The 12,932-nt window shown below is 72.3% G+C and carries 14 protein-coding genes and 1 pseudogene; 8 read left to right on the forward strand and 7 right to left on the reverse strand.

Features of this window, described 5'->3' with window-relative positions; genetic code table 11:
* Positions 1 to 44 precede the first annotated feature (44 nt).
* Together IE94_RS0112450 and IE94_RS0112455 are read right to left on the reverse strand one after the other, a co-directional pair.
* Positions 45 to 1,139 (reverse strand): baeRF3 domain-containing protein, encoded by a 1,095-nt coding sequence (locus tag IE94_RS0112450; RefSeq protein ID WP_030182489.1) that lies wholly within the window; start codon positions 1,137 to 1,139, stop codon positions 45 to 47.
* A gap of 52 nt (positions 1,140 to 1,191) precedes the next feature.
* Positions 1,192 to 2,832 carry an alpha/beta hydrolase gene (locus IE94_RS0112455; protein WP_030182491.1) on the reverse strand — a complete coding sequence of 547 codons (1,641 nt, stop codon included), beginning with the start codon at positions 2,830 to 2,832 and terminating at the stop codon, positions 1,192 to 1,194.
* Between the two features lie 233 nt (positions 2,833 to 3,065).
* Here IE94_RS0112455 and IE94_RS0112460 point away from each other — a divergent pair, with 233 nt between their 5' ends.
* Positions 3,066 to 3,830, forward strand: coding sequence for a chaplin (locus IE94_RS0112460; protein WP_030182493.1), 765 nt, complete (start codon positions 3,066 to 3,068; stop codon positions 3,828 to 3,830).
* An 86-nt stretch (positions 3,831 to 3,916) separates the two neighbouring features.
* On the opposite strand, the gene IE94_RS0112465 is transcribed toward IE94_RS0112460, so the two are convergent.
* Complete coding sequence (locus IE94_RS0112465; RefSeq protein WP_030182494.1) at positions 3,917 to 4,402, reverse strand: nucleoside deaminase; 486 nt, start codon at positions 4,400 to 4,402, stop codon at positions 3,917 to 3,919.
* Positions 4,403 to 4,599: 197 nt separating this feature from the next.
* On the opposite strand from IE94_RS0112465, the gene IE94_RS35430 reads away from it, so the two are divergent.
* Positions 4,600 to 5,517: an SDR family oxidoreductase gene (locus tag IE94_RS35430; RefSeq protein WP_167343954.1), complete on the forward strand. Its 918-nt coding sequence runs from the start codon at positions 4,600 to 4,602 to the stop codon at positions 5,515 to 5,517.
* Positions 5,518 to 5,528: 11 nt separating this feature from the next.
* Here IE94_RS35430 and IE94_RS0112475 read toward each other — a convergent pair whose 3' ends face one another.
* Both IE94_RS0112475 and IE94_RS0112480 read right to left on the reverse strand, forming a co-directional pair.
* A complete protein-coding gene (locus IE94_RS0112475; protein WP_030182495.1) occupies positions 5,529 to 5,798 on the reverse strand; it encodes a GlsB/YeaQ/YmgE family stress response membrane protein in 270 nt (89 codons plus the stop codon).
* Positions 5,799 to 5,942: 144 nt separating this feature from the next.
* Positions 5,943 to 6,386, reverse strand: coding sequence for an SPW repeat protein (locus tag IE94_RS0112480; RefSeq protein ID WP_030182497.1), 444 nt, complete (start codon positions 6,384 to 6,386; stop codon positions 5,943 to 5,945).
* Positions 6,387 to 6,611: 225 nt separating this feature from the next.
* Here IE94_RS0112480 and IE94_RS41820 point away from each other — a divergent pair, with 225 nt between their 5' ends.
* The 5 genes and pseudogenes from IE94_RS41820 to IE94_RS0112500 all read left to right on the forward strand — a co-directional run bounded on the left by IE94_RS41820 (position 6,612) and on the right by IE94_RS0112500 (position 10,296).
* Positions 6,612 to 6,695, forward strand: a complete 84-nt coding sequence (locus IE94_RS41820) for a putative leader peptide (protein WP_350891961.1) — start codon at positions 6,612 to 6,614, stop codon at positions 6,693 to 6,695.
* A gap of 224 nt (positions 6,696 to 6,919) precedes the next feature.
* Positions 6,920 to 7,123 (forward strand): annotated as a pseudogene (locus tag IE94_RS0112485) (LLM class flavin-dependent oxidoreductase); the annotation flags it as partial.
* Between the two features lie 238 nt (positions 7,124 to 7,361).
* The gene (locus tag IE94_RS0112490; protein WP_030182501.1) at positions 7,362 to 8,252 is read left to right on the forward strand and encodes a glycoside hydrolase family 19 protein; all 891 of its coding nucleotides are present in this window, start codon (positions 7,362 to 7,364) and stop codon (positions 8,250 to 8,252) included.
* Between the two features lie 500 nt (positions 8,253 to 8,752).
* Entirely contained in the window at positions 8,753 to 9,148 is a 396-nt protein-coding gene (locus IE94_RS0112495) for a VOC family protein (protein WP_030182506.1), read from the forward strand.
* Positions 9,149 to 9,216: 68 nt separating this feature from the next.
* Positions 9,217 to 10,296, forward strand: coding sequence for an adenosine deaminase (locus IE94_RS0112500; RefSeq protein ID WP_030182509.1), 1,080 nt, complete (start codon positions 9,217 to 9,219; stop codon positions 10,294 to 10,296).
* Here IE94_RS0112500 and IE94_RS0112505 read toward each other — a convergent pair.
* Together IE94_RS0112505 and IE94_RS0112510 are read right to left on the reverse strand one after the other, a co-directional pair.
* Positions 10,278 to 10,793: a mycothiol transferase gene (locus tag IE94_RS0112505; protein ID WP_030182511.1), complete on the reverse strand. Its 516-nt coding sequence runs from the start codon at positions 10,791 to 10,793 to the stop codon at positions 10,278 to 10,280. The two genes, IE94_RS0112500 and IE94_RS0112505, sit on opposite strands and share 19 nt — an antisense overlap.
* 40 nt (positions 10,794 to 10,833) lie before the next feature.
* Positions 10,834 to 11,718: a LysR family transcriptional regulator gene (locus IE94_RS0112510; protein WP_030182514.1), complete on the reverse strand. Its 885-nt coding sequence runs from the start codon at positions 11,716 to 11,718 to the stop codon at positions 10,834 to 10,836.
* Positions 11,719 to 11,846: 128 nt separating this feature from the next.
* On the opposite strand from IE94_RS0112510, the gene mgrA reads away from it, so the two are divergent.
* The gene (gene mgrA, locus IE94_RS0112515) at positions 11,847 to 12,839 is read left to right on the forward strand and encodes an L-glyceraldehyde 3-phosphate reductase (protein WP_030182516.1); all 993 of its coding nucleotides are present in this window, start codon (positions 11,847 to 11,849) and stop codon (positions 12,837 to 12,839) included.
* The last annotated feature ends 93 nt before the right edge of the window (positions 12,840 to 12,932 follow it).

Here is a 12,932-nt window from a genome sequence, read left to right on the forward strand (position 1 = left end):
AAGAGCCACGGGCGGAGAGCGGCCGTCGGGCGGGGCGGGTGGTGTCAGTAGCGCAGCACCGCGGCGATGCCGTCCGCGTCGCCGAGTGCCCCGTCCGGCACGAAGCGGACGTCGGCGCCGGTCTCCAGGCACTGCTCGACGATCTCGTCCACGATGTCCTCGCGGGCGTCGAGGTCGCCGTCGTCCGCCGGGAGCAGGTGCTCGCCGTCGTCGCGCATCGTCACCTTGAAGCCCTCCTCGACGGCCAGCAGCCGGACGCGGCCCGTGTGGGCGCTCTCCCAGAGCTCGTCCACCCCGGCCGCGTAGTCCTTGCGGCCTCGGGCCGCGTCCAGTTCCCTGGCCACCGCCTCGACCTGTCCGCGCGCCTCGTCCTCCAGCACCGGCCGCACCGCCTGCCACACCGCCTCGGCGGTGCCGTGCGCGAGCCCGCCGTGCGGGACGAGGACCGCGTCCGCGGCCAGTGCGCCGGCCTCGTCGAAGAGGGACAGCGCCGGTTCGGGACCGGTGACGTACAGCGGCCGGGGATGCGCGCGCAGCACCTTGCCCATCGCGGTGTCGGCGTCGCGCAGGAACCTGCGGGTGCCCTCGTCCCGGAAGGTGCTCGGCGCGTCACCGATGCGCTCCTGGCGCTCGGGGTCGAAGTCCTCCGCGGGCCGGTCCAGCGGGAAGCCGCCGAGGTGTTCCTCCACGACCCGGTCCGCGCCGCCGCTCCACAGCTTGACGCGGTCGGCGGCCACCGACAGCACCCAGAACGGCCGCTCGGCGACCTGCGCGGCGACGAGGTTGCGGGTCAGGAAGGTGTCCGAGAGGACCACGCGCTCGGGGACGGATCGGCTGAGCGTCCAGACCTGGTGCTCACCGGGGGCGGCGAAGATGGCCAGTCCGTCCTCGGCGTACGTCAGGTCGACCTCGGCCAGCGCCCGGTCTAGTTCGCGGGACACCTGCGTGCGCCGGTCGCGGGTGACCGCCGGATCCTCCTCCAGCTGTTTCTTGGCCGCGGCGACGGCGTTGCGCAGCCGCACGCGGTCCTGGGCGTTGTCCGGCTCGCGGCGGTGCGTCGGCGTCAGGACGGACACCGCCGGGTACGGACGGGGACGTCGCAGTTCGGCGAGGGTGTCGGGACTCAGATCGTGCTCCATGTCAGCACGATAGGCCCCACGGGCATATCAGGCATTCGGAGCAGATCGTCGCTCAGTCGGACCCCGTGTCGGCGGACTCGGGCCCGCAGGAACTGCCGTCGCGCGGCAGGGAGCCGTACAGCAGGAAGTCGTCGACCTTGCGGTGCACGCACTCCGAGGACGCGTAGCCGGTGTGTCCCTCGCCCCGGTTGTCCAGGACCACGGCGGACGGGCCGAGCCGGTCGGCCGTCTCCACGGTCCAGCGGTACGGGGTGGCCGGGTCGCCGCGGGTCCCGACCAGGAGCAGTTTGGCGGTGTCGAGGTCCTTCACGTCGTCCCTGATGTAGTCCGTGCCCTTGGGCCGGCCGTAACACATGAGCACCTGGGTGAGCCGGTACCGGCCGAAGACCGGCGAGGCCTCCTCGTAGCGTGCGCGCAGCCGGCCCAGGGACCCGGTGACCTGGGCGGCGGTGGGACGGTCCGGGTCGTCCGCGCAGTTGATCGCCATCAGGGCGGCCGGGAGGTTGTCCATGGGGATGTCCTCCTCGTCGGTGAGGCCGGGGCCCTTGTCCCCGTGCGCCGGCACGCGGCCCGGCGCACGGCCCGGCTCACGGACGGGGAAGGTGACGCCGCCCGAGGAGAAGCCCTCCAGGCCGCGGGTGTCGCCGTCCTCGAGCAACTGCGCGAGTGCCCGCTCCAGCGACGGCCACAGCTCCCGGCTGTACAGCGCCTGGCTGATCGCGCCAACCAGGTCCTGACCGGTGAAGGGCTCGCCGAAGGCGGACGGCACCGGGTCGGAGTCGAGGGAGGCGACCAGGCGCACGACCTGGTCGCGGGCGTTGCGGGCGTCCTGGCCGAGCGGGCAGGCGACGTCCTCCACGCACCAGTCGAGGAAGTTCTCCAGCGCGGTCTGCTGCCCCCGGGCCCCGGCCAGCCCCTGCTCGGTCAGCGGCTCCGTCAGCGTGTCCACCCCGTCCAGGACCATCCGGCCGACCCGGTCCGGGAACCGGGCCGCGTACACCGCCCCGAGCCGGGTCCCGTAGGAGAAGCCCAGGTAGTTGAGCCGGTCGTCGCCCAGTGCCCGGCGCATCACCTCCATGTCGCGGGCCGCGTCGACGGTGCCTATGTGGGGCAGTACGGGGCCGGAGTACTTGGCGCACTCGGCCGCCGCGTCCCGCAGCCGCTTCAGCACGTCCTCCGGGTCGGTCATACCCCCGTCCCCGTCGGTCGCCTCCATGATCTTCAGGGTGGCCGGTCCGCAGGACACCGGGGAGGAGCGGCCGACACCGCGGGGGTCGAAGGTCACCACGTCGTAGCCGTTGGTGAGGTGCATGAACTCCTTGCCGCCCACGGCGAGTTCACTGACGCCGGAACCGCCGGGCCCGCCGAAGTTCAGCAGGACGGAGCCCCGCGAGTGACCGGTCGCCCGGTACCGGGCCAGAGCCACGTCGAGGGTCCGCCCCTGGGGCCTCGCGTAGTCGAGGGGGACGGTGACCTTGCCGCACTGAAGATCGCTCGGCATGTCCGAGCCCTCGCACGCCGACCACTTGACCTTCTGGTCGTAGAACCGGGACATGCCGGGTGCGGCGTCCCACGTGGTCGCGGCGTTCGCGGCGTTGGCCGCGGGCAGCCCCGCACCCAGCAGGGCGAGTCCGAGTGCTCCGGTGACCGCGCAGCGCCGGACCGAGGGCCGAGTCTCCAGCGTGGCCTGCATCGATGCCTCCCGGGCGCACCGTCGCGGACCGGTGGTCGGCGCCCTCGCCCACCATAAGCGGGCTCCCCGACCGGCGCCTCCGGGCGACGGCGCATCGGACGGCGCACCGCTTGTTCGATGAAAGGCCCACTCGATGGGGTGAAAGGCCGATGAGCCATAACTCGGATGGTGCGTCCGCGTTTTAACCGGTGCGGGTGAGTGCCCGCGACCATGTCTGGAAGGCAGGGAACCTCATGAGAAGGGTTACCCGAAACGGTGTCTTCGCCGTCGCCGCCTCAGGCGCGCTGGCCGTGGCGATGCCGACGTGCGCGGCGTTCGCGTCCGGTGGTGCCGGCGCCGACGGTTCCGCGACCGGTTCGCCCGGGCTGATCTCCGGCAACACCGTCCAGCTCCCGGTGGACGTGCCGGTCAACGTGTGCGGCAACACCGTGAACGTGGCCGGGCTCCTCAACCCTGCCGCGGGCAACCGCTGCGAGAACACCGGGGAGACGGGGTCGCCCCACACAGGGTCGCCCCACATGGGGTCGCCCCACACAGGGTCGCCCCACATGGGGTCGCCCCACACTGGGGCGTCGCACCAGGAGGCCGGGGCCCCGGGGGGTACGTCCGGCGGCGCGGTCGCCGAGGGGAGCGGAACGGATTCGCCCGGCGTGCTCTCCGGCAACGGGGTGCAGCTGCCGGTCCACCTCCCGGTGAATGTCAGCGGCAACAGCGTCAACGTGGTCGGCATCGGCAACCCGGCCGCAGGCAACGAGTCGACGAACCACTCCGGGGGCCACCCGGAGCCCGTACGGCCACCCGCGGAGCCGGAGCCGTCCGCCCCCGAGGAGGAGAGCGCCGGGTCCGAGCCGTCCCCGCACGCCGCCCCGCCCCGGGAAGAGGTGTCTCTCGCCCACACAGGGGCGGACCACACTGTGGCCCCCCTCGCCGGTGGCGCCGCACTCGTGCTGGGCGGAACAGCCCTCTACCGGCGCTTTAGGCCGGGCGCCGAGAGCTGACCGAGGCCGGGCCCCCGCGCCACCCCTGCCTCTGCCCTCGCCCCGCCCCGCCCGCCGTCCGGACGGGTGGCCGGTGGGGGCCCGGCTCAGGCGCGTCCCGTGTGGAAGCGCCGGTGCAAGGCGTGGATCTCCTCCGTGAGGTGCGGCACCGGACCCTCCACGGTCACCCCGGGCGCCACCTCCCGCACCGGGAGCGGCCGTACCGGCGCTTCCGGGACACCCAACTCCGCCAGCCAGGCGCCCAGTTGCTCGGACGAGGCGACGTACACGATGCGCCCGAGGCCCACCCACGCGTGCGCGGCGGCGCACATCGGGCAGTGTTCGCCCGACGTGTACACCGTGGCCGCGGCCCGTTCCCCGGGGGTCAGCCGGGCGGCGGCCCAGCGCGCGAGCTCGAACTCCGGGTGACGGGTCCGGTCGCCGGAGGCCACTCGGTTGTGGTCCTCGGCCAGCACCGTGCCGTCCCCGCCCACCAGCACCGACCCGAACGGCTCGTCGCCGGCCTCCAGTGCCTCGGCCGCCAGTTCCACACAACGGCGCAGGTGTGGCAGTTCCGCGTCCTTCACGACCATGGCGTACCGCCCTCCTCGTGACGTGATCATTCCCGCCAGCCTATGTCTCCCGACTCGGACATCTTGCTATCGGTAATCACGGGCGTTAGAGTATCTAACGAAAGCGAGTAGTCATAGTAGTCCGAGGCAAGTGATTCCGAGACAAGAGGAGCGCCATGTCCACCGCCACTCCGTAGCCGCACGCCCCCCACGTCGTCCTGGGGTCCGGCCCCGCCGGCACCGCGCTCGCCCGTGAGCTGGTCCACAGGGGTCACCCGGTCCGCCTGGTGGACCGCCGAGCCGACGGTCCCGCGATCGAGGGCGTCGAGCGGTTCGCCGCCGACGTCGGCACGGCGGACGGCGCACGCGCCGCCATACGGGACGCCGCCGTCGTGTACCACTGCGTCAACGTCGCCTACCACCTCCAGGTCGACGTGATGCCCCGTGTCCAGCAGGCCGTCCTGGCCGCCGTCGAGGCCGGCGGCGCCCGGCTGGTGGTGCTCGACACGCTCTACCCGTACGGCGAGACCGGGGGAGCGGTGATGACCGAGGACAGCCCCTGGAAGGCCACCAGCCGCAAGGGGCGGATGCGCGCCGAACTGGACGAGCGCTACCTCGCCGCCCACCGGTCGGGCCGGGCGCGTGTGGTCCTCGGTCGCAGCGCCGACTTCGTCGGACCCGGCGTCCTCAACTCGTCCCTGGGCGCTGCAGTCTTCCCCGGCGCGCTGACCGGCGGGGACGTCGTGGCGATGGGCGACGTCGATCTGCCGCACAGCTACAGCGGCATCCAGGACGTGGCGGCCGGTCTCGCGACCCTAGGTGAACGTTCCGACGGCGACGGCCGCGTCTGGCACCTGCCGACCGCGCCGGCCGTCAGTACGCGCGAGATCCACACGATGATCGAGAAGCGGGTGGGCCGCCCGCTGAACGTCGTCGTGCTCGACCGGCCCCGTCCCTTCGGCCCCTTCGACGAGCAGTTGATGGCCGAGTACGAGGAGATGTTCTACCAGCACACGGAGCCGCAGATCATGGACTCCAGTGCCTTCGAGAGCTTCTTCGGGGCGGCTCCGACGCCGCTCCCGGACACCGTGGACGCGACCGTCACCTGGTACGAGGCGTGGCTCCGCAGCCGGTGACGGTCAGCCCCTCAACGGCCCGGGCGTGACCGGGACCGGTCCAGCGCGGCCACGCCGACCGCGGCCAGGCCGATCTGGATGAGCCACTCGACCCAGTCGACGCCGTCGGTGTCGGCCACGTCGAACGCCGACGCGATCCACGAGCCGACGAGCGCCGCCACGATGCCGACGAGGATCGTCCACAGGACGCCGATGCGCTGCCGGCCCGGGACGACCAGTCGGCCCAGTACGCCGATGACCACACCGATGACGATGGCGCTGATGATGCCGTCGATCTCCATCTCCACCCCTTTGCCTCAAAGGACCTCCGCTGTGGTGCGTCTGCCCGCTGCGGCCGGGTGCAGTCCGCCGGTCCGGCGGCGGCACGGGCGACGGGCCGGCCCCGCGGGTGCGGGGCCGGCCCGTGCCGTTTCCCTCCGGGTCGTCTAGGGCCTGCGTGGCGCGCTCCGCGCCGCCGTACCGGCGCAGACCATGCCCAGGATCAGGGCCAGGGCGCCGATGACGATGTTGTTCCAGATGACACCGGCGTCCGGGCTCGTGCCGACGATCCAGGGCGAGATGATCATCCAGACCCCGATCGCGCACATGGCCCAGCTGAGGCCGTACATGCGTTCCGGGGCGCGGGTGAATCCGAGCGCCAGCAGACCGATGGCGATGCCCACGATCAGGTTGTGGGCCACGAGTGAGGGCTGGCTGGTGGTGAAGTGGAGTATCCACGGGGACACGGCACAGTAGAGGCCGAGCAGGAACACCGGCCCGTCCACGAGTGCCACGTCGCGACCACCGAGCACGCGCGCGTAGCGCGCCTGCATCTCCGGGGCGTCCGGGTGGCTGGTGATGTCACCTCGGGAGTGCGAGACGTTGGCCATGAGTCGTCTCCTTTGACTTGCAGGGCCGACCGCTTCGATGCGGTGTGCGGTAGCGCAGCGCCGCATAAGTGCATTCTGCTCTTATTTCTCCCTTATGTGTAGAGCTGGGTGGACCGGGATCCCGACGGTCCGCTTGGTCACACCCGTGTGAATTCCGGGGCCGGGACGTGAGACCGCCCCGGATCTCCTTGGCCGTCCTCGATCACGGCTGCCACGATCGTCGGCATGACCACGCGACCGGATCTCACGAGGCGACGCCACGTCGACCTCGCGCGCGTCTCCAGCGCCTCCTGTCGCACCGCGGCCTGATCCACCGATCCGCCGCTTCGTCCCGCCCTCGCCGCACCGGCCCGGCACCGCCCTGCACGCGGGATCCCCCGCCACCCGAACCCGCCGCCCCACCCGGGCTCGCCGCCCCACCCGGGCTCGGCCGCACCGCGGCACGGCCGGGCCGGGCCCGCCGCCCTCCCGCGTCCCGGTCGACGCACGCCCACGGGGCGCTCTGGCGGGCGTGCCGGCGCCCCGTGCCCCGCAGCCACGACGAGGTCGCCGACCGGATCGCCGAGTACCACGCCCTCGGCATCGACGAGTTCGTCCTCTCCGGCTACGCGCACATGGAAGAGGCCCACTGGTTCGGCGAGGGCGTCCTGCCGCGCCTCGCCCGGCGGGGGCTGTGGCGCCACCGGGCCCGGACACCGGCCGACCGCGACGCGGCATCGCTGCCGGTGGCCGTCTAGGACGGGGCGCGGGCCACCCCGCGGGCGCCCGCGCGTTCGTCAAATCCCGGACCGGTCAGGCGTATTGGATTGGTCTACACCCTTGACTGGTACATACCAACGCGGTTGAGTGTGTCTCACACCCCCCTCCACGGCCGCCCCCACGCCGTGGCCGGTCCGACCGGCACGTGCGCACAAGGTTCCGCTCCGCCCTGCCCCGGTACGGGAGCGGCCGTGCTCCGCAGAAGGAGACAGACCTGTGTCGAGGCGCCGTATATCAGCCGTGGTGACCGCCCTCGCCCTCGCGGGCGCGATGCCCTTGGTCATGCCGGCGGGCGAGGCTTCCGCCGCCGCGTGTTCGAGCTACCCCGCATGGTCGGCCGACGCCGACTACAACACCGGCGACATCGTCCGCTACACCGACGGCAAGGCCTACATCGCCGAGCACCCCAACCCGGGCTACGACCCGCTCATCAGCACCTGGTACTGGGAGCCGTACGCCTGTGACGGCGGTTCGCAGACGCCGGTCGGCAACTTCGTGGTCAGCGAGGCCCAGTTCAACCAGATGTTCCCGGGCCGGAACTCCTTCTACACCTACGGCGGCCTCACCGCGGCGCTCAGCGCCTATCCCGGCTTCGCCAACACCGGCAGCGACACCACCAAGAAGCAGGAGGCCGCGGCCTTCCTCGCCAACGTCAGCCACGAGACCGGCGGACTGGTGCACATCGTCGAGCAGAACACCGCCAACTACCCGCACTACTGCGACTGGAGCCAGCCCTACGGCTGCCCGGCCGGCCAGGCGGCCTACTACGGGCGCGGGCCGATCCAGCTCAGCTGGAACTTCAACTACAAGGCCGCGGGCGACGCGCTCGGCATCAACCTGCTGGGCAACCCCTGGCTGGTGCAGAACGACGCGGCCGTGGCCTGGAAGACCGGCCTGTGGTACTGGAACACCCAGTCCGGGCCGGGCACCATGACCCCGCACAACGCGATGGTCAACGGTGCGGGCTTCGGCCAGACCATCCGCTCCATCAACGGCTCGCTGGAGTGCGACGGCCGCAACCCGGCACAGGTCCAGAGCCGGGTCACCAAGTATCAGCAGTTCAGCCAGATCCTCGGCGTCTCGCCGGGCGGGAACCTGTACTGCTGACCTCCGGTCGGGTGCGCGAAGCTCCGCAGCCGACGCCGGAAGCGGTCGCCGGGGAGTCCGCGGAGCTTGCGGACACCGGGCACCTCGGCGGCTGCCCGTCGAACGTGTCGGCGCCGGCCCGATCCGGCATCCGGCTGTCGGGCGGTGCCGTTGACGGGCAGGACCGTTGACGGGCAGGACCGTTGACGGGCAGGACCGCTGACGGTGGTGCCGCCTTCACATCGGCTCCCCGGCTCCCCGGCTGTCCGAGGCCCAGGCCGTCGCGCCCGTGGTGGCCCCGCCACCACGGGTCGAGAGTCCTGCCCACCCCCGCGCCGGTACTCCGGACCACCGCGCCGCGGGCCCGCCGCGCCGCACCGGCACGCCCACCCGGCACCGTTCGACGGAGTGCGCACGGGCTGCCGTGCGCCGCAGAGCCGTCCGGTCCCGGGCGGGGACTTGGCTTCCGCTGGGTTTTACGTATAACCTCTCCCGTCAATCGCCCGTCCCGGAAGGTGCCGATGACACGCATCGCCCTGGTCGCCCTCGTCGTCGACGACTACGACGAGGCGATCCGCTTCTACACCGAGGCCCTCGGCTTCCGCCTCGCCGAGGACGCGCCCCGGCCCGACGGCTCCCGCTGGGTCGTCGTCGAGCCCGGCGGACCGGGCGGGGGCACCGCCCTGCTGCTGGCCCGCGCCAAGGGGGAGGGGCAGCGTGCCCGGATCGGCGACCAGACGGGCGGGCGCGTCGGGTTCTTCCTGCACACCGACGACTTCGCCCGCGACCACGCCCGCATGACCGCGGCGGGCGTGACCTTCCTGGAGGAACCCCGGCACGAGCCCTACGGTTCGGTCGCCGTCTTCCAGGACCTGTACGGCAACCGCTGGGACCTGCTCCAGCCCGCCGTCCCCTGACCCGCCCCCCGGTACTTCACACACCCGTCCCCGCGCTCACGCCCAGAACCGCCGAGGAACCACCGCACATGTCATCTACGCGCATAGACGCCGACACCCTCCGCCGCCTCCCCAAGGCGGTCCTCCACGACCACCTCGACGGCGGCCTGCGCCCGGCGACCGTCGTCGAGCTGGCCGAGAGCGTCGGCCACACGCTGCCCACCACCGACCCCGACGAGCTGGCCGCCTGGTACTACGAGGCCGCCAACTCCGGTGACCTGGTGCGCTACATCGCCACCTTCGAGCACACCCTCGCCGTGATGCAGAACCGCGAGGGACTGCTGCGCACCGCCGAGGAGTACGTCCTGGACCTCGCCGCCGACGGCGTCGTCTACGCCGAGGTCCGCTACGCGCCCGAGCTGAACACCAGGGGCGGGCTGTCGATGAGGGAGGTCGTGGAGACCGTCCAGGAGGGTCTCGCCACCGGCATGGCCAAGGCGGCCGCCGCCGGGACGCCCGTCCGCGTCGGCACCCTGCTGTGCGGGATGCGGATGTTCGACCGGGTCCGCGAGGCCGCCGACCTCGCGGTCGCCTTCCGGGACGCCGGTGTCGTCGGATTCGACATCGCCGGCGCCGAGGACGGCTTCCCGCCCGCCGACCACCTCGACGCCTTCGAGCACCTGCGCCGCGAGAACGTGCCCTTCACCATCCACGCCGGCGAGGCGCACGGACTCCCCAGCATCCACCAGGCCCTCCAGGTGTGCGGCGCCCAGCGCATCGGCCACGGCGTGCGCATCACCGACGACATCCCCGACCTCGCGGCGGGCAAGCTCGGCCGGCTCGCGGCCTGGGTGCGCGACCGCCGCGTCGCCCTGGAGATGTGCCCGACCTCCAACCTCCAGACCGGCGCCGCCACCTCCATCGCCGAGCACCCGATCACGGCGCTCAAGGACCTCGGCTTCCGCGTCACCCTCAACACCGACAACCGCCTCGTGTCCGGCACGACGATGACCCGCGAGATGTCCCTGCTGGTCGAGCAGGCGGACTGGAGCGTCGAGGACCTGCGCACGGTCACCGTGAACGCCCTCAAGAGCGCCTTCGCCCCCTTCGACGAGCGCAAGGCCCTCATCGAGGACGTGGTCCTGCCGGGCTACGCCTCCGCGCTCTGAACGAGCCCTCGCACATAGGCGGCCTGTCCGACGTGCTGGAGATCGTCGGACAGGACGCTGACCAGGCGCACGGCGAGGGTGACCGGCGGGTCCCAGTGGTCGTCCACGACCCGCTCCAGGTCCTTGGCGGTCAGCGAGGCGAGGGCCGAGCGGGTCTGCTCGTGCACGGCGTCGTAGTAGCCGGTCAGCAGGTCGCCCGAGTCGACCCGCACCTTCGCGACCTCGGCGGGGCTGTGGCCGTACCCCGTGTCGCGGCGGGGCAGCCCCAGGCCGAAGCGTTTCTCCCACTCCCCGGTGAGCCACACCTGGTCCAGCCCGAAGGCGTCGGCGACATGGTCGTCCTGGACGCGGGTGAGGTGCCAGACCAGCCAGGCGACGGAGTTGGCGTCGTCGGTGGGCCGGGCGTTCAGGCCGTCGGGGTCCAGGCCCTCGACGGCGGCGTGGACTTCTTCCCGGATGCGGCCGTAGCCCTCGATGAGGATGTCCTTCGCATGCATACGTCCACCATCGCGCAGTCCGCCCGCCCGCGCCCCCCGTTCACGCGCCTCCCGTCTCCAGCAGCCCCATCAGCGCCCGCGCTGCCGGGCTGGTGGCCTGCGCGGGCGGGAGCAGCGCGATGGTCTCGTACTCCGTCCCGTCCGCGCCCTTGAGCGGCAGCGAGGTGAGGGCGGCCCGCTTGTGCCGGAAGTGCCGCGGCACGACCGCGATGCCGAGGTTCTCGTCGATCAGGTCCAGCAGCCCGTGCACGTCGTTGACCTCCAGCGGAACGGTCCGCCGGACGCCCGCCGCGGCGAAGACGGCGTCGGTCACGCGGCGCGGACCCCAGTCCGGGTGGAAGTCGACGAACACCTCGTCGGCCAGGTCCTGCGGGGTCAGCACCGCGCCGTCCCCGGCGAGCCGGTGGTCCGGATGGCACAGCACCGTCATCGGCTCGCCGGCCAGCGACACCGAGCGCAGCTGGTCCGTGTCCGCCTGGGTGCGGTAGGCGAAGGCCAGGTCGAGCCGTCCCGCCGCGACCTCCTCCGCCAGCTCCCCCGAGCCCGCCTGCCGCAGCCGGATCTCCACGTCCGGGTGCCGCCGCCGGAAGGCCGCCAGCAACCCGGCCACGGGAACCCCGGCGATGCACTGCTCGGCGCCCAGCGAGAGCGTCCCGCGCAGCACGCCCTGCACCGCGGCGACCGCCTCGTGCGCCGACCGCACCTGGGCCAGGATCCGCTGCGCCTCGCCCAGCAGCGCCCGACCGGCCTCCGTCAGCGTCACCCGGCGGGTCGTGCGCACGAACAGCGGCGCCCGCAGCTCCCGCTCCAGCGCCCGGATCGACGCCGACAGGCCGGACTGGGACACCAGCAGCCGTTCCGCCGCGCGGGTGAAGTGCTGGTCCTCGGCGACCGCCACGAAGTGCTGGAGATGACGCAGTTCCATGATTGAGAAGCGTAACCGCGCAATCCCATCGCATTCTTCTGTTGGACCACTGCCCGCAGGTCACGGGAGAGTGGAGGACGGTTCCGCCCAAGCCCCGAACCTCGGGGGCCAACCCCTCTGGAGTCGCGTTGTACACCGCACACCCCGACCGCTACGCGGAGATGCGCTACCGGCGCACCGGACGCAGCGGCCTGAAGCTCCCCGCGCTCTCGCTCGGCCTGTGGCACAACTTCGGCCCGGACCGCCCCGTCGAGACCCAGCGCGCCATCCTGCGCCGCGCCTTCGACCTCGGCGTCACCCACTTCGACCTCGCCAACAACTACGGCCCGCCGCCCGGCTCCGCCGAGTCCGCGCTCGGCGAGGCCCTCAAGGCCGACTTCGGGCCGTACCGCGACGAGCTGGTCATCTCCACCAAGGCCGGCTACCTGATGTGGCCCGGACCGTACGGCGAGTGGGGCTCGCGCAAGTACCTGCTGTCGTCCCTGGACCAGAGCCTGTCCCGGATGGGCCTGGAGTACGTCGACATCTTCTACTCGCACCGCCCCGACCCGGAGACTCCGCTGGAGGAGACGATGGGCGCCCTGCACACGGCGGTGCAGCAGGGCAAGGCGCTCTACGTCGGCGTCTCCAACTACTCGGCGGAGCAGACCCGCGAGGCCGCCCGCGTCCTCGCCGAGCTGGGCACCCCGCTGCTGATCCACCAGCCGCGCTACTCCATGCTCGACCGCCGCCCGGAGACCGGCGGGCTGCTGGACGCCCTCGACGAGCTGGAGGTGGGCTCCATCGCCTACTCCCCGCTGGAGCAGGGTCTGCTGACCGGCCGCTACCTCAACGGCATCCCCGAGGACTCCCGGGCGGCGAGCGACAGCCCCTTCCTGAACTCCGACGCCGTCACCGAAAAGCTGGTCGGCAAGCTGCGCGCCCTGAACGAGATCGCCGGGTCCCGTGGCCAGTCACTGGCGCAGCTGGCCCTCGCCTGGGTGCTGCGGCAGGGCAGGGTGACCTCCGCCCTGGTCGGCGCGAGCAGCCCACGGCAGCTGGAGGACAGCGTCGCGGCCATCGGGAACCTCGACTTCGACGCCGACGAACTGGCCCGCGTCGACAAGATCGTCCAGGGCTAGGGCCTGTTGCGAAAGTGCTGGTCACAGCCATTCATTGATGGCTGCGACCAGCACGGTCGCTTCGTAGCGGACGGCGAGTTTGTCGTACCTCGT

The sequence above is a fragment of the Streptomyces violaceorubidus genome, from assembly GCF_000717995.1.
Classification (GTDB): Bacteria; Actinomycetota; Actinomycetes; order Streptomycetales; family Streptomycetaceae; genus Streptomyces; species Streptomyces violaceorubidus.